This is a genomic window from Collinsella aerofaciens, from assembly GCF_027679495.1.
In the GTDB taxonomy this organism is placed as follows: domain Bacteria; phylum Actinomycetota; class Coriobacteriia; order Coriobacteriales; family Coriobacteriaceae; genus Collinsella; species Collinsella aerofaciens_AK.
The window spans coordinates 1-19,505 of record NZ_JAQEKC010000024.1 but is presented as its reverse complement, the minus strand read 5'-3'; the positions used below and the strand labels follow the sequence as shown (position 1 = coordinate 19,505).

At 60.9% G+C, this 19,505-nt stretch carries 16 protein-coding genes; 4 read left to right on the top strand and 12 right to left on the bottom strand.

Features of this window, described 5'->3' with window-relative positions; genetic code table 11:
- Positions 1-59 precede the first annotated feature (59 nt).
- The 3 genes from PGW49_RS08480 to PGW49_RS08470 all read right to left on the bottom strand — a co-directional run bounded on the left by PGW49_RS08480 (position 60) and on the right by PGW49_RS08470 (position 4,881).
- Entirely contained in the window at positions 60-2,741 is a 2,682-nt protein-coding gene (locus PGW49_RS08480) for a DEAD/DEAH box helicase (RefSeq protein WP_270226236.1), read from the bottom strand.
- 310 nt (positions 2,742-3,051) lie between these two features.
- The gene (gene trmB / locus PGW49_RS08475) at positions 3,052-3,891 is read right to left on the bottom strand and encodes a tRNA (guanine(46)-N(7))-methyltransferase TrmB (protein ID WP_138111914.1); all 840 of its coding nucleotides are present in this window, start codon (positions 3,889-3,891) and stop codon (positions 3,052-3,054) included.
- Positions 3,892-4,008: 117 nt separating this feature from the next.
- On the bottom strand, positions 4,009-4,881 hold the full coding sequence (locus tag PGW49_RS08470) for a methyltransferase domain-containing protein (RefSeq protein ID WP_195445159.1): 873 nt from the start codon (positions 4,879-4,881) through the stop codon (positions 4,009-4,011).
- Positions 4,882-5,148: 267 nt separating this feature from the next.
- On the opposite strand from PGW49_RS08470, the gene PGW49_RS08465 reads away from it, so the two are divergent.
- The 4 genes from PGW49_RS08465 to PGW49_RS08450 all read left to right on the top strand — a co-directional run bounded on the left by PGW49_RS08465 (position 5,149) and on the right by PGW49_RS08450 (position 9,645).
- On the top strand, positions 5,149-5,865 hold the full coding sequence (locus PGW49_RS08465) for a helix-turn-helix domain-containing protein (RefSeq protein WP_138111919.1): 717 nt from the start codon (positions 5,149-5,151) through the stop codon (positions 5,863-5,865).
- Positions 5,865-6,761 (top strand): DUF4097 family beta strand repeat-containing protein, encoded by an 897-nt coding sequence (locus PGW49_RS08460; protein WP_270226235.1) that lies wholly within the window; start codon positions 5,865-5,867, stop codon positions 6,759-6,761. The genes PGW49_RS08465 and PGW49_RS08460 overlap by 1 nt, the downstream gene beginning before the upstream one ends.
- Before the next feature lie 97 nt (positions 6,762-6,858).
- A complete protein-coding gene (locus PGW49_RS08455; protein ID WP_270226234.1) occupies positions 6,859-8,766 on the top strand; it encodes an elongator complex protein 3 in 1,908 nt (635 codons plus the stop codon).
- On the top strand, positions 8,767-9,645 hold the full coding sequence (locus PGW49_RS08450) for a spermidine synthase (RefSeq protein ID WP_270226233.1): 879 nt from the start codon (positions 8,767-8,769) through the stop codon (positions 9,643-9,645).
- A 26-nt stretch (positions 9,646-9,671) separates the two neighbouring features.
- Here the strand turns inward: PGW49_RS08450 and PGW49_RS08445 are convergent, their stop codons facing one another.
- The 9 genes from PGW49_RS08445 to PGW49_RS08405 all read right to left on the bottom strand — a co-directional run bounded on the left by PGW49_RS08445 (position 9,672) and on the right by PGW49_RS08405 (position 19,419).
- Positions 9,672-12,116 carry a DEAD/DEAH box helicase gene (locus PGW49_RS08445; RefSeq protein ID WP_270226232.1) on the bottom strand — a complete coding sequence of 815 codons (2,445 nt, stop codon included), beginning with the start codon at positions 12,114-12,116 and terminating at the stop codon, positions 9,672-9,674.
- Between the two features lie 116 nt (positions 12,117-12,232).
- Complete coding sequence (locus tag PGW49_RS08440; protein ID WP_006234469.1) at positions 12,233-13,537, bottom strand: ATP-binding protein; 1,305 nt, start codon at positions 13,535-13,537, stop codon at positions 12,233-12,235.
- Positions 13,530-15,290 (bottom strand): TerB N-terminal domain-containing protein, encoded by a 1,761-nt coding sequence (locus PGW49_RS08435; protein WP_270226231.1) that lies wholly within the window; start codon positions 15,288-15,290, stop codon positions 13,530-13,532. The genes PGW49_RS08440 and PGW49_RS08435 overlap by 8 nt, the downstream gene beginning before the upstream one ends.
- An 87-nt stretch (positions 15,291-15,377) precedes the next feature.
- Positions 15,378-16,094 carry a DUF554 domain-containing protein gene (locus PGW49_RS08430; protein WP_006234467.1) on the bottom strand — a complete coding sequence of 239 codons (717 nt, stop codon included), beginning with the start codon at positions 16,092-16,094 and terminating at the stop codon, positions 15,378-15,380.
- Between the two features lie 118 nt (positions 16,095-16,212).
- The gene (locus tag PGW49_RS08425; protein WP_138111938.1) at positions 16,213-17,643 is read right to left on the bottom strand and encodes a hypothetical protein; all 1,431 of its coding nucleotides are present in this window, start codon (positions 17,641-17,643) and stop codon (positions 16,213-16,215) included.
- Positions 17,644-17,661: 18 nt separating this feature from the next.
- Positions 17,662-17,877: a hypothetical protein gene (locus PGW49_RS08420; protein WP_138111941.1), complete on the bottom strand. Its 216-nt coding sequence runs from the start codon at positions 17,875-17,877 to the stop codon at positions 17,662-17,664.
- A 49-nt stretch (positions 17,878-17,926) separates the two neighbouring features.
- Positions 17,927-18,526, bottom strand: a complete 600-nt coding sequence (locus tag PGW49_RS08415) for a hypothetical protein (protein WP_270226230.1) — start codon at positions 18,524-18,526, stop codon at positions 17,927-17,929.
- Positions 18,527-18,616: 90 nt separating this feature from the next.
- Positions 18,617-19,126: a hypothetical protein gene (locus PGW49_RS08410; RefSeq protein ID WP_117746254.1), complete on the bottom strand. Its 510-nt coding sequence runs from the start codon at positions 19,124-19,126 to the stop codon at positions 18,617-18,619.
- Positions 19,123-19,419 carry a hypothetical protein gene (locus PGW49_RS08405; RefSeq protein WP_138111946.1) on the bottom strand — a complete coding sequence of 99 codons (297 nt, stop codon included), beginning with the start codon at positions 19,417-19,419 and terminating at the stop codon, positions 19,123-19,125. Before PGW49_RS08405 ends, PGW49_RS08410 begins: the two co-directional genes overlap by 4 nt.
- Positions 19,420-19,505 lie beyond the last annotated feature (86 nt).

Here is a 19,505-nt window from a genome sequence, read left to right as displayed (position 1 = left end):
AGCGGGGCCGCTGGCGATGTTGCCAGCGACCCCGCTTCGTTTCGTTCCAGTATGTTCGGCTAGTCCTCGAGCAGGTCCTCGATAAAGCCGACGCGGTAGTTTTTGAAGATGACCTCGCCGCCGTCTTGCGTGGCGTCCAGATCGACATCGCCCATGATGCCAAAGTCGTGGTCGCCATCCTCGTCGGCAAAGATCTGGTGCACGTGCCATACGTGCGCGGTCTTCTCGTCGGACTCGTCAATGGAAAACATCGCGGCGCTGCGGGCATCTCCGTCGGTGAGGATTTCCTCGTGCTGCTCGTGGTAAGCGTCGAGTGCTTTTTGCCAGCGGATCTCGCTCATGCCCCAGTCGTCGTCGAGCTCGCCCAGGTCGCGAACGTGCTCGCGAGCGGCAAGGGTCACGCGGCGGAAGAGCGCGTTGCGCACCAACAGCGTGCAGCCGCGGCGGTCCGCCACGACCTCGTCGATGCCCTGCGGCGGCGCGGCGTCGAGGGCTGCCGGGTTGCCGGCGTTCTCCCACTCGTCCACCAGGCTCGAGTCCACCGAGCGCACCACAAAGCCCAGCCACGAGATAATGTCGCGCAGGCGCTCGTCGCGCTTCTCGATGGGCACGGTGCGGTCGAGTGAACGGTAGGCCTCGGCTAGGTAGCGCAGCAGAATGCCCTCGGAGCGGGCGATGCCGAGCTTTTGGATATAGCCCTTAAAGTCGCTCGCGCTCTCCAACATGTCGCGCAGGACGCTCTTGGGAGAGAGCTGATAGTCGTTTGCCCAGGGCACTTCCTGGCAGTACTTGTCAAAGGCGGCGTCGAGCAAATCCTCGAGCGGCTTTTCGTACGTGACGTCTTGAATGCGCTCCAAGCGCTCCTCATACTCGACGCCGTCAGCCTTCATTTCGGCCATCGCGCGGTCGCGCGCAGCGCGCTCCTGTGCGCGCAGCACCTGCTTGGGGTCCTCGAGCGTTGCCTCGACCATCGAGATCAGATCCATGGTATAGGTCTCGCTCTCGGGATCGAGCAGCTCCAACGCGGCAAGCAAGAACGGCGAGAGCGGCTGATCGAGCGCAAAGTCCTCGGGCAGATCGACCGTCAGTGCATAGTCAATGTCTGGTGCGGCGTCAGTCGGGGCGTCGGGTGCGGGCGGCACCTCGGTGCGAACGACGACGCCGGAATCGATGAGTGTGGCGAAGATTTCATCGGCGCGAACCTCGAGCTTGGCCTTTTCCTCGGGGGTCTGCAGGCTCGTCTCGATGAGGTCGTGTACGCGGGCACGGGCGTCGCCGCCCTGCTCGACCACGCTAATCACCATGGAGTGCGTGATGCGCAGGCGCGGCTTGAGCGTCTCGGGCTGCGTCTCAATCAGACGCTCAAAGGTCTGCTTGTTCCAGGTGACAAAGCCCTCGGGGGCCTTCTTCTTTTTAATCTTGCGGAGCTTCTTGGGGTCGTCACCCGCCTTGGCCATGAGCTTGGCGTTCTCGATCTCGTGCTCCGGGGCCTCGGCGATGACCATGCCCTCGGTATCGAAGCCCGAACGGCCGGCGCGACCGGCAATCTGATGGAACTCGCGGGCGCGCAGACGACGCATCTTGTAGCCATCGAACTTGGTGAGCGCGGTGAGGACCACGGTGTGGATGGGTACGTTGATGCCGACGCCGAGCGTATCGGTGCCGCAGATGACAGGCAGCAGGCCCTGCTGCGCCAAGCGCTCGACCAGCAGACGATAGCGCGGCAGCATACCGGCGTGGTGCACGCCGACGCCGCAGCCAAGCAAGCGCTTGAGGATCTTGCCAAAGGCCGTCGAGAAGCTCGTGCCTTTGGCGGCTTCCTTAATGGCCTCGCGCTGCTCCTTGCTGGCGATGCCAAAATTGGCGAGTGACTGTGCCGTCGCAAGGGCGGCATCTTGGCTAAAGTGCACGATATAGAGCGGGGCCTCGCCGCGGCGCATGGCGAGCTCGACCGTGCCCTCGAGCGAGGTCGTCACGTAGTCGTAGCTCAGCGGCACGGGGCGTGGGGCGTCGACAACCAAGTCGCAAGCAGCGCCGGTGTGTTCCTCGAGTGAGGCGGCGATGGCGGTGACATCGCCGAGCGTGGCGCTCATGAGCATAAACTGCGTGTGGGGCAGGGTGAGCAGCGGCACCTGCCAGGCCCAGCCGCGGTCGGGGTCGGCAAAGTAGTGGAACTCGTCCATGGCCACGCAGCCCACGTCGGCGCCCTCGCCCTCGCGCAGTGCATCGTTGGCAAGGATTTCGGCCGTGCAGCAGATGACGGGCGCCTTGGTATTGATATGCGTATCGCCGGTGATCATGCCGACGTTATCGCGGCCGAGTACCTGCACCAGATCGAAGAACTTTTCGCTGACCAAGGCCTTGATAGGGGCCGTGTAATAGCAACGCTTGCCCTGTGCCATGCCCATAAAGAGCATGCCCAGCGCGACGAGCGATTTACCCGATCCGGTCGGTGTGCCTAAAATGACGTGATCGCCGGCAGCCAGGTCCATGAGGGCCTCTTCTTGGTGATCCCACAGCTCAATGCCGCGGTCGCTTGTCCATTCAAAGAAGCGTTCGAAGGCCTGATCGGGCGTGAGCCATGGTTCGGGCTCGCTACCATCCTCGGGCTCCCACCAGGTGGGGGAGAGCGCGCCGAGCGAGCCGAATTCGGCTTCGGTTCCCGTGCCGCCCGAGAACGAGCTGGCGGCGCCGGCGCCAGAAACGGTGCTGGCGGAAGTATCTGTCGTGGTCTGTGCCATGTGGTTGCTTTCTCTCGCCGTTTGTCCGCCAACTATTATGGCGTAGCAGCGGCGCGGGGTGCCAGCGCGCGAGAAAATGCAGGAAATGGGCGTTCTGCCCAGCCGTTTGGTGCAGTTGCCAGCTAAGTGAGTAGACTTTTTGCAATATCGCGAGCACATGGCTTTTGCGCAAGAGCTCTACCTGCGGTTTTAGTTTTCGTTATGCGGGTTGTGCTTGGCTATTGCAAAAAAGTCTACTCACTTAGGTTTGAGGGTCGTTCGCTGACGCCTATTTTCACTTGTTTGCCGACGCCGCGACCATCAGAAGCCCCTAGGACTCCTGCGGCAGGCGCTTCTTGCTTTTGCGGGCGCGGTTTCTAAAGTTCTCGACGGCCTCTTCCATGCCCAGAGGTACATAGGTGAGCGCATCGAGGTTTTCGGGCAGGTAGCAGGCAAGGCTTTGCTCCTGCGCGCGGCCCGCCGCGAGCTGTTCATCGCTGGGCTGCGCGCCGGGTGTGGCGCAAATGCCATAGACGGCGGCACCCATCTCGCGCGTGCGGCATTCATATTCGGTCTCGGGGTGCTCGGGATGGTCGCGGCGGACGTCGTCGCTTACCCAAAGCGTATCGTAGCCGGCCGCGGCAAACTGTCCCAGGGCGTAATCGCGCAACGGCTTGCTATCGGTGCGCAGCGTGACGGTAGCGCCGGCTGAAAAGAGCGGGCGGTAGAGCATCAGATGGTCGACATGGACGAGTCGTTTTTTAGCGTACTTGGCCTTGGGCTGCGGCGTGGGAAAGTTAATTGTGATGGCATCGAGCTCGCCTGCGGCAAACAGCTGTGGCAGCGATGCGGCGCCTCGGGGCAGGACGAGTGCGTTGGATAGCCCCTGTTCGCAGATTTTCTGCGCGGCATAGGCGATGCAGATGGGCTCCTGGTCCATGCCGATAAAGAGGGTGTCGGGCTCGCGGTGGGCGCGCTCGACCAGATAGGTTCCCTTGCCACAGCCAAGATCCAGGTGAAGGTGTTCGAAGGGCTTGCTGCCAGCTGGCGCGCAAGCCTCGCGCCAATCTCCGGCATAAGCCTCGGGGTTCGTCTCGATCGCATCGGCGTAGCGCTCCAGGCGCTCCTCGAGCACAAAGTTCTTAGGCGTGCGAACGTGGACGGCTCCCATGAGGCTCCTTGGTCATAAATGCGAAACGCATGGCCGCGCGTTCCGTCAATGGGTTGAAAAGGGCGGGCATAGATTGCCCGAAAGATGTGGTGCGGCTCGGCGGCGAGTCGTCGGTGCCTACAGGCGCTTGAGAATCACATAGCGGTTGAGCTCGCCGCTACGACCGTCGGCATGGAAGCGCTCAAGCTCGCGCACGGGGACCTCGCCGCTCTTGTAGAACGTACGGACGCCGCGCACCAGGTCGGTGATCTGCTGATCGTCAAAGTGATGGCAATAGCGGTAGGCGTGGCGGTCGTTTTGCCAGCCGATGAGGTGGTCGCCGGCTTCAAACTGCGCGGAATCGTAACCCTCAAACGGCGGGGTGAGCTCGGCGCGGGCTTCGGCTCGAACGGCCTTGCGCGCCATGCGCTCGTCGTTCATAAACTCCCAAAAGCTGATGGCGATGATGCCGCCCGGGCGCGTCTGCCGCACCAAGGCGTCGAGTACGCGTACGCGGTACTCGCACGACGGCACGTGGTGCATAAAGCCAAAGCAGACCGAGATGTCGGCGAGCGGGGCGTCGAAAAGCACGTCGGGCGTCTCGGCGGGGTTGAGCTTCATGAGGGCGTCGAGCACGTCGAGTTCCTGGAAGTGCAGGTTGGGAATGCGAAGCGCGTGGCCATGTGCATCGATAGCCAGGTCTTGGCACGAGTCGACACCATAGAACTCAAACGGGCAGCTGGCATCTGCCGAGGGGTTTGCGCCGTCGACGCCCTTGGCGGCAAGTGCGCCGCCGGCGGCAAAGTTCTCGAATCGCATATTGCCGCAGGCAAGATCGAAGACGCGGACGGGATGCTCGATCGTGGCGGCGTTGAGCTGCCCGAGCGCGATGTCCATGGTGCGCACCCAGCCGGGCCACGGGGCCTGGCGCGTATCGGAAAAGGAAGCGGAGTGCTCGCGATAGAACGTATTGTTGAGCTGGATGAGCGATGAGGCGAAATCGCGGTTCACGGCGCGGAACTCCCTCCGTTGGCGGTGCGGAATAAACAGTACGACCATACTACCGTTAACGCCGCAACGGGGACAACCGAGCCGTGGGTCATTGCTTTGTTTGGACACATTTCCGCAGCTCATATGTGCCCGCAACCGCCGGTTGTCAAAAATCTCACTAGAATAGGTGGCATGCTTTTGGCGGTGGCGGATAGATTTTTAACTGTGCAAGGCGCCTTAAGAACAAAAACGGTCCGGCGGCACGGCTGGCATCACATAGGAGGAACCATGAATGTAGAAACTGCGCAGCGGCTCGCCGACCTTCGTCGCAGCAAGGGTTTTAGCCAAGAAGGGCTGGCGCGAAAGCTAGGGCTGTCGCGCCAGGCGGTCAGTAAATGGGAGCGTGCGGAGAGCTCGCCCGATACCGAGAACCTGATCTCGCTCGCCAGGCTCTATGGCGTGAGCCTGGACGAGCTGCTCAATCCGAGCGATGAGATTGAGGACGATATCGAGTTTGAGAATGAGGACCGCGCTCGTCAGCGCGAGGCCGAGGCGGCAGAGCGCGCACGCACCCATGAGGCGGCGGCACGAGCTACCGAGGCGGCAACACAGGCGAGTGACGCCGCCGCCAAGGCGGCGCAAGCGGCAAGCTGGAGTGCACAGGCCGCTAATGCCGCTACGGCGCAGGCGACGAGTGGCGGCGCAGTTGGCTCGACTCCGGTGAAGGGCCCGTTCCAGTCGTTCCCGTATTGGGCCGTGTGTTGGCTGCTGTTCTTTTTGCTGATGTTCCTGTTTGGTGCCGGCCCCTTTGCTGCGCTGATCTTCTTTACGATTCCCATCTATCACTGGGTGGCGCGTGCACTCGATGGCGATTGGGCGCGCGGAGATATTCAGGTTGGTTCGGCGCCGGTGGTCGCTAGGGCTCAGGATGTTTCCGCTCCGGTTGATACTGACGTGGCTACCGTGACTACCGCTGACCCGATTGCCAAAGAGGGTGATGAATGATGAAGCTTTCGCATGAATCCAAGGTACGCTTGGGCGTTGGCATCGGAGCGTTTGTGCTCATCATCGGGCTTGTCTTTGGCACTTCGCGGACTTTGATTCATTTTGATGGCCCGTGGGATCTCGACGATGTTGTATCCGGCTTCTCTGGTATGGACGATGCGGTTGACGAGGACGATCTTTTGGATGACGGTAACTATTCCGCTCAGCCTCAGCAGCTTTCGAGCGAAACCTTTGATGCCGACGCGTTCACATCGCTTGACTTGGACGTGACGTCGGGCACGGTCGAGGTCAAACACGTCTCCAGCGGGCCAGTGCGCGTAATTGAAAGCGGTCGCGTGGCAACGGGGACCGTTGCCTTCGATGCGGCAACCCAGAACCTGGCCGAAATCAAGGGCTCTACGCTCAAGATTCGCCAGTTCGATTGCGATGACGAGCGCGCCATTGACCGCACGGTTACCGTCGAACTGCCGCGCGAAGTTGCCGATAACATGGTGGGCATTACAGCGAATGTAGGATCGGGTGACCTGACGGTCGCGGGCATTGCGTGTCATGACCTCAACCTGACTTTGGACTCTGGAGACGTTGAGTTTACGGGCACCGTGACCGATACCCTGAATGCCGAGGTCGGTTCGGGCGATGTGACGTTCGAGCTCTACCAGGCCCCCGCGAAGTCGATGGACGTGAGTGTGGGCTCGGGCGATGTGGAGATGACGGTTCCGAACTCGACGGGCTTTAAGGCGAGCCTCACCTTGGGCAGCGGCGACTTTGAGAGCGATTTCCTTCCGCTTGGCTACGACGGCGAGACCATTTTGAATCTTGAATTCGATAACGGCGATAAGTCTGCTACGTATCGTTTTGAGGTCGGTTCGGGCGACATGTCGTTTGATCCGGAGTGACATGCGGTTTTCGGAGATCGGTACATATAGGCATGCTCTTTGATGGAGGCGCCGGAGCCGTGACGGGCTTCGGCGCCTTTGCCTTTACAATGGGGACATGGAACAGATTATCTTGAACATACTCGAGGCTCTGCGTCGCGGCGAGACCGTGGACGACAAAGCGCTCGTCAAACTGATACATGCCGAGGCGCGCCGTGAGGGTGCCGACAAACGCGATTTGGCCAAGCGCCGTCTGCTGCCGTTCTACCAGCGGGTTAAACGTGAGGAGCCGGTTCGGTGGGCTGCGTGGAATGTCGATTCCGATCTGGAGCGTCAACTGCTGCAGGTCCTGCGTATGAAGCCGCGCCGAACGGCCTCGGGCGTGGCGACCATTACCGTCATTACCAAGCCCTGGCCATGCTCGGGCGATTGCCTGTTTTGCCCCAACGATCTGCGCATGCCCAAAAGCTATCTGCACGCCGAGCCGGCGTGCGCCCGTGCGGAGCAAAACTGCTTCGACCCGTATCTGCAGGTGAGCGCTCGTCTGACTGCGCTTTCGCAGATGGGACATGCGACCGACAAGATAGAGCTCATTGTGCTCGGCGGTACCTGGAGCGACTATCCGGAAGGCTATCAGACATGGTTTATGTCAGAGCTTTTCCGTGCGCTCAATGACGATGCCGTCGCCGGCGTGGCTGCCAACCCCATGTTGGCGCGTCCGGGCATCAGCCGTGCCGAGGCAGGGCGTCTACTCGATGACGCTCCTGCCGATGCCTTGCCGCCGGTGGTAACAGAACGCCGTGAGCGCTATCGGGCTGCCGGTATTGCGACCGACGAGGCCGAGCTTGCGAGCGGTGTTGCCGACGAGCAGGGGCGTGTGGATGCTGCCGTGGGTGGCTATAACCGCGCGGTGCGTCGTCTGTACGGTCCCGGTACGCCGTGGGGCGAGGTCGCCGAGTGGCAGACGACCACGATGGAGGAGCTTGAACGTCAGCAGCGCATCAACGAGACGGCGAAGCATCGCGTGGTGGGGCTCGTTATCGAGACGCGCCCCGATGCCGTGACGCCACAGGCGCTCACGCTCATTCGTCGCCTGGGCTGCACCAAGATTCAGATGGGCATCCAAAGCCTTGACCAGCACCTGCTCGATATCAACGAGCGTCGCATTTCGGTGGCGCAGATCGAGCGGGCGTTTTCGCTTGCGCGTCTGTTTGGCTTTAAGATCCACGCGCATTTTATGCTCAACTTGCTGGGCGCCACACCCGAGGGGGACAAGCGCGACTACGAGCACTTTATGACTGAGGGGGCCTTTATGCCCGACGAGGTCAAGGTCTACCCGTGTGCGCTCATCGAGGGCTCGCGTCTGGTGGGCTGCTACGAGCGCGGCGAGTGGCGCCCCTATACCGAGGAAGAACTGCTCGACGTGCTGGCCGACGACATCGTGGTGACGCCGGCGTTCTGCCGTATCAGTCGCATGATCCGCGATTTTAGTTCCGATGACATCATGGTGGGCAACAAGAAGCCCAACCTGCGTCAGCTCGTTGAGAACCGCCTGGCTGCTCGGGGTGACGGTGCGACGGTGCGCGAGATTCGCTATCGCGAGATCAGTACGGCGGGTGCCGACTTGGATGAGCTATCTCTTGATGAGGAAGTGGCGTACGAGACGCCGGTGACTTACGAGCGCTTTTTGCAGTGGGTGACGCCGCAGGGCAAGATCGCGGGCTTTTTGCGCCTGTCGCTGCCCGACCATTCATTTGTTGCCGCGCATGCGGACGAGTTGCCGACGACGCCGGACGAGGCGATGATTCGCGAGGTGCACGTGTATGGCATGGCGGCACGCGTGGGTGACCAGGGCCAGGCGGCGCAGCATCACGGGTTGGGGCGTTTGCTCGTGGAGCGTGCGTGCCATATTGCTCGGGACGCGGGCTATGCGCGCATCAACGTGATCAGCGCGATTGGCACACGCGAGTACTATCGCCATTTGGGTTTTTACGACCATGGACTCTATCTGCAAAAGGAGCTCTAGATGAACAAGCCAAGTGTTTCTGCCGGCGTCGTTGCCGGCGTTGCTCTGGGAGCCGCGGCGCTTGGTGCGGCCGCCGTCGCTGTTCGCGCTGCCTGTCTGCAGGTTGCGCGAACCCGCAATGGGTTGGCGCGTGTGAAACGCGTGCACGATGAGGGCGGCGATGAGATTCGCGTGTTGGTGCAAGGCGGCGTCTACCAAAGCGCGAGCTATGTCGGTGAGCGTTGGGCCGAGCCCGTCTTTGCGTACTATCGTGCGTTTGACGACGTGTTTGAGTCCGAGGATGCGATGCGCGACGCTTATGGTCACGGCATCGACCGTATGCTTATGCTGGGCGGCGGCGGGTTTGCCTATCCTAAATTCGCCCTGATGTCGCACGAGGGCTTGCGCATGGACGTCATCGAGTATGACGGAGAGATTACGCGCCTGGCGCGCCGTTGGTTCTATCTGGACGAGCTGGAGCGCACGGTGGGCGACCGCTTGCGGGTGATTACTGCTGAGGCTCGCTCGTATCTGGGTGTGACAAGTGTGGGCCATCGTCGCTACGACGTGGTCGTGAGCGATTGCTTTGGCGGTGCCGAGCCCGTACGCGAGCTGGCGACGGTTGAAGCGTTGCGTTTGGTGCGGGGCAGCCTAAATTTCGGTGGCGTCTACGTTGCCAATATCGTGAGCGCAAGCGAGGGGAGCGATGTGACGTTCCTGCGCGATTGCGCTGCCACGGCACTCGAGGTGTTCGCCCACGCCTGGGTGGTCCCATGTGGCGATGCGAAGTTCGGCGGAGAGGAAAACTACCTGCTCATCGCCAGCGACGGCAACTACGCCTTTGCCGAAGCTGTGCCCTTCGACACCGACTTTCTCGGCACCGTCCTTCACGACAAGTAAGTCTCCCCGTCCCAAAAAGATTGGTCTTAGGCGTGGTCGCGCCAGCCGAGAACGCGCTGCTTCATACCCTCGATTTCGAGCACGCCTTCGGCAAAGCCTTTGCGCACGAGCTCCTCGGGAACGTACTCGTCGTAGCGATCAAAATAAGGCACCTCGCCGGGATAGACGAGCTCGATGGGATCGAAGTCCTTCTCGGCCTCGGCGGCGAGCACCTCAAAGAATGTCTCCTCGTCGGCCTTCATCTTGAACTGCATAAAGTATGGACGCGACGGATCGAGCCCGCGAAGGCCCAACTCAGCGGCACATTTGATTTTAAGCATGCGCTCGAGTGCTAGGAAGGCGTAGCTGCCCAACCAGGGGAAGAGCACCCAGGTGTCGCCACCCAGGTTGATGAGCGGCTTAGTTCCCGCGCCCGAAATCTCGGCGGTATGACGAGCCTGCGCCAAGCGAGCCCGTGCGTTAGCCATGAGGTACGGATATGTCGCATGCTCGTTGAGCGCCTTGCGCATGCGTTCGAGTACGTGTGTATTGATGTCACCGGGGCAGTCGCCAAAGTAGGCCGGCACACGGCCCTTGACCTGCGTGGCAAAGACGGTGTGGCGCTTCCAGTCCACTTCCTCGACAATCCAGCAGTGTCCGGCGATGGCGATGCGCTCACCGGGCGGTGGCGGGTTGACGATCGTGCCCAATTCGGCCGACTCGCTGCGAACGGTGAACTCCTCGTTTTCCTGGAACACGGCGTAGAACTTAAAGTTGTTGATGATGCGCTCTCCCGCGAGACCCACGATGAGCCCACCGCCCTCGGTGACCTGGATGTGGTCGATCTTGATGAGGTGGCGCAGCAGTACGCGATAGTCATCGGCCGAGACGCGGTGGAAATAGCTGAGCGTGAGTACACGCTGAGCAAGCTCGGCCGGCGTGAGCTCGCCGGTGCTGGCGAGCGTCGACATGGTCTGGTGGTAGAGCAGGCTGTAGGGGAGTCGATCGAGCTCGGGCGGCTCGACCCACTTTTCCTCGCGATAGAGTTGTACGAGCGCGATGCCCTGCAGGAGCTTCCACGGGATGGTCTCGGGCATCATCGTGCGCGGCTCGGGCTCTTCCTCGCGCATAACAAACCACATCTCGGGCGGAAGATCGCGGCGTCCCGTGCGGCCCATTCGCTGCAAAAAGGAGCTGACGGTAAACGGCGCATCGATCTGGAACGTACGCTCCAGACGGCCGATATCGATACCGAGCTCCAGCGTAGAGGTGGTGACGGTTGTCTGTGCCTGCTCCTCATCGCGCATGAGTTCCTCGGCCGTCTCGCGCAACGATGCCGAAAGATTGCCGTGATGAATGAGGAAACGGTCGGGCTCGTGCCGGTTCTCGCAGTAGCTACGCAGCATGGAGCACACGGCCTCTGCCTCCTCGCGCGAGTTGGCAAAGACCAGGCACTTGCGGCCGCGCGTATGCTCAAAGATATAGCCCATACCGGGGTCGGCGTTGTCGGGCGCCGTGTCGGTGGGGTTGAGAAGCGCCTGCTCGGTCGCTCGTGGGATGTCGACTTCGCCCTCGGGGGCCGAGGAAGTGCGACGGTCTTTGGGAGCGGCTTTGCCCCGTGCCCGTTCGCGACGTTGACGGCGCTCCTCTTGTATGAGCTGTCCGCTGTGACGCATGTATTGGGCGCCGGCGGGCAGTGCCACGGGTGCCGCTGCCTCAATGCGCTCGCATGCAAGCACTTCGGCCTCTTGAGGACCCATGCTCTCGAATACCCGCTGCTGTGCCTGGGGGCCCGAGTTGTAGAAGTGCTCCATGGAGATGCGCCACACGCGACGCGGTTCTTCAAAGCGGGGGATAACGCAGTCGCGCCCCGTTCCCTGTGAGAGAAAAGCGCCCGTGCGCTCGGGGTCGCCGATGGTAGCGGAAAGGCCAATGCGTCGAGGCTGCACGCCGGCCATGCGCGAGAGTCGCTCGATAAGGCAGAGCGTCTGCCCGCCACGGTCGCCGCGCATGAGCGAGTGGACTTCGTCAATAACCACATAGCGCAGGTCGCAGAACATACGAGGGATTGCCATGTGCTTATGGATCAGGAGCGCCTCGAGCGACTCGGGCGTAATCTGCAAGATACCGCTCGGCTTTTTGATGAGCTTTGCCTTGTGCGACTGCGAAACGTCGCCATGCCAGTGCCAGACGGGGATGGCGGCTTCTTCGCACAGGTCATTGAGACGGACGAACTGATCATTGATGAGTGCTTTGAGGGGGCCAATATAGAGGGCCCCAACGCTTGCGGGCGGGTTCTCCCAAAACTCGGTCAGGATGGGAAAGAAGGCCGCCTCGGTTTTGCCGGAAGCCGTGGATGCCGTCAGGAGCACATTGTCCTGCGTGTTAAAGATGGCATCTGCCGCCGCAACCTGGATAGAGCGCAAGCTCTCCCAATCGTGGGAGTAGATGAAGTCTTGGATAAATGGGGCGTAGCGGTCAAAGGCGTTCACGGGGCCTCCTTTCAAAAGCGAATCTCTCAACGCGGTGGGCAGTGGCTTGCTGCATTACTGCCTCAACGTTTTCCCAGATAAAACCTGCCAAAATAAACCTGTCCCTTTTTGGCAGATTAGATGGTGAATTCGGCGAAGTTACGGTCGCCGCCTGCGGTATCGGTGTCACCTGTTGCGGCTGCCGTCGCCAGCGCGTCGCCGCCGACGCTTTGCAGCAGCTCGGCCACGTTGGCGTCGGGGTTTTGGCATAGGATGTCGAGCAGCTCGATAAAGTCACGAATGACTTCACGCGGCGTCAGATGCGTGTCGGCTCCCACGCGACCGAACTCGATCTTGAGGAAGTCCACCAAGTCGTTCTCGGTAAGCGTGGGCGTCCAGCCAAAGTAGCCGGCGTGAATTTGCATGAGTTTTTCGATCAGCACCAGCAGCTCCTCGTAGGTGAGTGGCTGCAGACGGATGATGGGCGCGAGCATGTCCTTAAGGTCCTCGCGCGCAAAGCGACCCTGAGCGAGTCGGCTGCGCAGAGCCTCGTAGGAGAACACGCCGCGGCGGCGGTCTTCGATGGAGGTTGGCGTGCCGCCCATAATCATGCCCAGGTACTGCGCCTTGCCCTGAAGTGTGTCGTTGTACATGGTCAGGATCTTCTCGTAGTTGTACTGGCGCGTGATGGCGTTGGGAATCTTATACAGATTCACGAGTTCGTCGATGAGCACCAGCATGCCCTTGTAGCCGCTGCAAACCAAAAAACGCGCGATGAGTTTGACGTAGTCGTACCAGTCGTCATCGCTGATGATGGTTGAGGACCCCAGTTCGGCGCGGGCCTCGCTCTTGGTGCGGTATTCGCCGCGGATCCATTTGGTCACGCGGCTCATGGCTTCTTCGTCGCCCTCGGATACGGCCGTGCGATAGCGGCGGAGCATGCGGGTGAAGTCGAAGCCGTGGACCATCTCCTCGAGCGGGGCCAGTTGGGCATTGACGACCGACTCGTCGACGTCGGCGCACGAGGCGACCCAGCGATCCAGAATAAGGTTGAGCGCACCGCCCTCAGGGCGCGTCTTGGTCGATATGTTGCGGATGAGCTCGCGGTAGGTGGCAAGGCCCTGTCCCTGACCGCCCTGCAGGCGGCGCTCAGGGGAAAGGTCGGCATCAGCGACGACGAATCCCTCGCCCATGGCATGCGTTCGGATGGTCTGAAGCAAGAAGCTCTTGCCGGCGCCGTAGCGACCGACTAAGAAGCGGAAGCTCGCGCCGCCATCGGCGATGAGACTCAAATCGGTGAGCAGGGCGCGAATCTCGACCTCGCGACCCACGGTGATATAGGGAAGGCCGATGCGCGGGACCACGCCGCCCTTGAGCGAGTTAAGGATAACGGCGGCGACGCGTTTGGGTACACGGGGCGCTGCGGATGCGGTATCACTCATGGTCTAGGTATCCTCTCACGTCTGCTTCGTAGTCCTCGATAATCTGCGGCCCTGCCGCGCTAAATTCAATTACGGTGTCGCCCACCAGGTCAAAGAGCGCCTCGTTGATGCTGTCGACGAGCATGTCCTCGCTCTGCCCCGATTGCACTACCGCCGATTCCGCCTGTACTGCGTTGTGCTCGAGCAGCGCGCGGAGATAGGCGTCTGCGGCAGGCGTGAGTTCGTTCGTGGCGTCAGCGGGCGCAACAGCTGCGAACGCGGGCGTCGGCGCGAGAAGCGGTGCCACGACACCAAACTGTTCGGTGGATATGGTTGGCTCGTCGGTCTCGTCCTGCCGAATGGGTGCCGCGACCGCCTCGACAATCGCGTCGGCTACGGGCTCGGCTTCCGGTTGCCCTGAGTCCGCTGCCTCGGCTTCCACAGGTGCGCCGTCCTCGCGCTCTTCGTCGATTAAAAGTGCTTCGCGCGTTTGCGCAGCGGCGCTCCGAATGTGCCCCAGCTGAGTCAGGTCGATATCGATCTTGACGGGCTGGTGTGCGGCGTCCCACGAAAGCCATGCCACAATCTCGTCATCGATAATTTTGGCCAGATATTTGGGGACCTTTTCTTCCTTAAGGGGATGGGCGGGGTCCAGCGCCAGGCGCAGGCGTTGGTCGCAGGCGCGCATCATTTCACCGAGCTTGCTGCTCTTTTGCCTACTACCGTGGATGCGCATGCATTCCCAAAAGTCGTTTTGGCAACGGTAGATATGGATAGGATCCAGGCGATATTCGCAGTCCTCGTGGCGCTCGGGCGCAAAGAATACGGCCGAGGCAAACATGGTGTAGGGCATGGCCGTCTCCTCCCCAAATAAACTCGCCACGATGCCGGTCTTTCGGTGCGTGTCATAGTAGCGCGCCATGCGGACATACACGGCGCATGCCGCGTGGCGCAGATCGCGGTGGTGGCTGCGGTCGAGCCGCGAGTTACTTAGGTTGTACGTGGAGAGGGCGTTGATGGCGGCCATGAGTCGCTCCTCGCGCACCTCATCGGGCGGAAGGGGGAGCGTGGGCTCGGAGGTTTTGCGACGTTTGGGGGTCTGGTCGGACGGTGCCGGTGCCGGTACAAGGTCTCGTGCTGCGCGCCGCAGCTCGATAAGGGCGTTATCGAACATGACGGTTTTAGAGTCACGAAGCAGCTTGGGGTTGAGCCCATGGAATACGGCGTAATCCTGCAACCACACGCGTGCAAACCGATCAATGCCGGGCTCGAAGGCGCGATAGACATCCCAAAAGGCCTTGATCTTGTTAAAACCGTCGAGCGGGTCATCTACGCCAATGCCGCAAATCAGCTCATAGAGATACAGAAAGGCAAAGGACGTAGACGTTTCCTCGACGGTTCCGCGGCGCACTTGGGCACGCCAGGTAAAGTAGCCGCGCAGCTGCCGGTCGCTCATGGCGTTGTAGGTGGGAAAGTACGACTTAAAGGTGCCGTTGTAGGGACAGTCGTCCTCAAAGTCGGCCATCAGCAGGCCCTGGCGGTAAAAAAGCTCGGCTTCCGAAAGCCAGCGGCCCGCACCGCCCTTGGGGTCATCCTGCCAGCGCGATATCTCGCGCATTTTACGGTACTGGTCGGGGAGGAAATTCTGCATCTGTCGGCCGGTTTTGAGAATCGGCTCGTCTGCGTAGACTTCATGTGAGAAGCGGGCAGACTGATGGGTCCGGGCCTCGGCCATAATGCGCTCGATGAGCATCTTGATGTCCTGGTCGGCCACCGCTCCTCCTCTCGAACGCAGCTACGGTGACCTCATATCATAGCACAGCATCAAACAGGTGTTCGAGATACCGCTGCGTTGATAGATTTAGAACAGGAGGGCGTAGATGACGGCGATGACGACGGAGGGGAGCATATTGGCCGTGCGGAAGGTCTGAGGACGGATGAGGTTGACGCCGACGCAGAAGATGAGCATGGAGCCTACGAGCGAAAGGCTGTTGAGGGCTGCTGTGGTCATGATGGGGGAGAGCGCGCCGGCAAACAACGTGATCGTCCCCTGGAACACGGCTACGGGCAGGGCCGAGAAGATGCAGCCGCGTCCGAGCGACGCCGTCATGGTGCAGACGATGATGCAGTCCAGTGCGCCCTTGAGGGCAAGCGTTGACCAGTCGCCGAGCAGGCCGTCCTGGATCGATCCCACAATTGCCATGGCGCCGATACACACGGTGAGTGAAGTCGAGACAAAAGCGTTGGTGAACTCGTTATCGCCCTCACTGCCGGTCTTGCGCTTGAGCCATTCGCCAAGGTTCTCGATGGCGGCTTCCAAGTTGACGGCCTCGCCGATGAGCGAACCGAGCGCAAATGAGACGATGAGCATGGTGGTGCCGGTGGTCGCTAGCGCCTTCCCATCGATAAGGAGCATCTTTTGCATGGTGCCGCCAAGGCCGATAAACAGGACGCACAGCCCCGATGCTTTCATGAGCGTGTCTTGGATGCGCGGTGTGATGAAGCGGCCGCCCGCTAATCCCAAAAGACCGCCCGCAACTAAAAGCACAACGTTGATGATTGTTCCCAAGCCCGGCATGAGCCCTCCTGTATTGATGCCAACGTGGCAATCGTAGCAGAACGAAATGCGAGGCACATCGCGACTCATCTAATACGTTATATAAGTGGTGTTAGGAATGATGTGCAGCATTTAAGCCTCAGGTGGTTGTCGGGACATAGGGATAGTATTCAAAGCGCAGTGTCATAAGCCGCTGCGGGGATTCAATAGCCGCGGCGATGATATTGGCATCGCGGGCACGATCAAACCCTTCGAGTTCGATCTGATACGAGACGTCTTGCATAATGTCCAGACGTCGCCAGGCTAGGAGTGTGTCACCATCGAATTCCAAGGTCTTGCCTCCGTCTGGAGCAACGGCGTATAGACGCAGCTTGGCGGTGGTTGCAGGGTCGACAACCGTGACCTTTTTAATTTCGTTTCGAGTATTCTTGGCGCCCAACAAGGTGAGCAGTGTTGGGGCCACGACCTCGCCCGATGGCAAAAAGACGACTTCGATGGATTCAGGAAATGCGATGATAGCCGACTTGCGGACGGGCTGATTGGCGGCGGCAACTTCGATGTTCGCAGCGTCGATGACCTCCGTGTGGTCGAGCGCGGCAAGCACGCAGCAGTTACCTTCATCGATCTCTTGAGGATCAGCAAGCCCCAGACTGTCCGCGAACTCGGGATCGTTTGGATCGGCAGCGGGCTCATTCGGCGCTTCGAAAGAAGCTGGGACGCTGTTTGTCGGCGACGGCGTGTCGCCCGCACCTGCTTCTTTGTCCGCGCTCTCTTCTTGTATGGTTGCGTTGATGGGTTCGTCGTTTGGGGGGAGCGTCTTGGCGTCAAACGCGGAGGGGAGAATTCCGATGGCTCCGGATCCGTTCCACTCCATTTCGAGAAGCGCCGGGTCGGCAAGAATGCGTTGCCTGCTTTGCGCGCGGGCATCGATTTCAATAGGGCCTGCCTCTATCCCTCGTGTAAGGCTGAGTGATCCGGCTGGCTTCTCGAAATGAGCGTCTGTGTCTTTGGTACTGACGGCGTAGAACAGCAGGGACGCTTCTCCCGCCGCGATGGCATCGGTACCGGCTTTGGTCAGCCGCAACGATGCCGTGAATGAGAGGGTGGGCTGCGTGTCGTCTGCATTCGCGGCGGCGCAGCCCAGACATATACCGCCTCCTTTCTCAAAAAACGTACCGTCGAAGGCGACCTTCGCTCCGTTCGCCGAGTCATCGACCGAAGCGATGTCGATGCGCAGCTCTAAATTGCATGGATCGCCATCTGCATCGAGCACAACCGAGCGCCACGTGCAGACGGCGCACCCCGCCTGGGAGCCGTTTGCCTTGTTCGAACGATTGATATCCACGACTATCGAGCCGTCCGTATTACGACGAAGGCATCCCGAGGTTGAGATTGCGGCCTGTGCGATCGAAAAACGCTTGCACGCAATGGCGCTCGACGGATTTGGTGCGGAGCTTAGGGCCGCTGGTAAGGAGTCTGCCATGACAGGAGTCGCCCAAGCGGCGACAGGCGTTCCGGTTGCGAGCGCGCCGCAGAGTGCGACGACGGGCAAAAGGTTCTTCGATGCCATGGGGTCTCCTTAGCTAATTTAGTGCGGCCTGTTCATGTTTTGTTTCTGGCTGTGTTTGATGTGCAGACCGAGGCCGGCGGTTCCCGCGCCTGCTGCTGCGGCGCCTGCTGCCAAGAGCCATCGTTTGTCGCCTGTCTGCGCCAACGGTTCCTCGCGGTCGCTGCGGTCGAGCTCCGAGAGGTCGACCGTCACTTGCGTGGCGGCCTGCGCCTGTTCTTGCTGGGCAAAGGCCATGGCTGGCCCAAACGCTAGGATGCTGACGGCGGCGGCCAGGGCGACGGCCTTATGCCGTGTGCGCACCGGGGTCGACCGTCCAGGTGATCGTTGCAACCTGATCGCCTTCGCCGGTTACGCGGAAGATGTCGCGCGTGACGCGGGCGACGTTTCCGCTTGTCTTGAGCTTAATTATGTCCGTGCCACCGGCAATGCCCTGGTAGCCCATGTCGAAGGCTGCATTCTTGGAAAGATCGAGGCCCGTTCCCTGCATTGCGGCGCTGGCGTTCTGGAGCGCGCCGTCGGGGCCGACCTTAAAGTCGATGGAGTTCTGCGCGGTTCCGGCCTTGGCGTCGGCGGCAATGGTCCAGGTGTTCATGGCGTCGATCTTCATGTTGGTGACATGGATGCCGTAGGCCGAATGATTGTCGATGGTGGTCGCGTCTTCTGAGGGGCCCTGAAGCGTGCCGTCGGCCTTGGCGACGAAGGGAATAACCGTCGGAACTTTGAACTCAACGTTGTCGATCTCGGTCCTGACCATTACCTTCGTGGTTCCAACGCGCCCGGCTGCCATAGCTGGCGTCGGGGCGGCGCCCATTGCGAGCGCGAGCGCGAGCCCTGCGCCCACGGCGAGCGCTCTGGCTCCGTTCATGTTCCTGGTGATGTCCATGGTCGTTCCTTTCTATTCGCCGCGGGCCGTCCCCGCGATGATTGGACGAATGCTGGTGAATTGCGTGCGGTGCCGCGTCGGCCGGAAAAGCTAGTTCTCGGCTTGCTCAACCCGCACCTTGACACGTGTCGGATTGCCGTGGCTGTCGAGGGTCTTGGCATCGAGCGCCTGAATCTCGATGTACGCCTCGCCTTCTTTGATGTCGCCGGCGGGGCACGTTTCGATTGTCTTGCCGGTCTCGACCACACCGGATTCGTACATGGTCTCGTCGTTTTGGATGACGCGGAATCGCTGGGGAAATTTATTGTCTTGGACGTTTTGCACGTTGACGCGCAGCTTGCCGTCCTCCTGCAGCTGAGCGACCGGTGCGACCGAAATCGTCATCATGTTGTCGCGGACGATGGCGTCGAGCTCATCTTGGATTTCCTGACGCGTTTTGCCCTCGGCCGTCGTAACCGAAGCGCCCGCCTCGGGTACGGGCTGCGACTGCCAAGCGTATAGTCCTACGGCGACAAGGGCACAGACGATGGCCAAGCAGGCAACGATGAGCTTCTTGCGACGACCCAGGCCTGCAAAGTGGGGTGGCTTCTTCGCGCTCATGCGGCATCCTTGGCGGTATAGATGCGCGCAAAGGTGGACGGGTTCGCTCCAAAGAGCATGTGAAGCATCAGGCGGCGTGAGTAGACAAGCTCGTCGAAGTCGGGAGGGAGCTCGATGTCGTGGATATGCGCGATGTGGTGGGCGAGCGCCGAGAACGACTCGGGGTCGCAGATCACATCGGTGGTGACGTGGTAGACCGCCGTATCGGGGAATGCCTCTTCATCGAAGGGTAAGAGATAAGGGTCGTCGTCGACCTCGATGGCGATGCCGTACTGGGGCCAGTAATATGCCATGGGAACCTCCCTGCTCTTGGGCCAAAAGATCGCGTCGAAAATGTTGGTGTAAGGGTGACGCCCTAGCGTCCGTTTAACGAAAAACG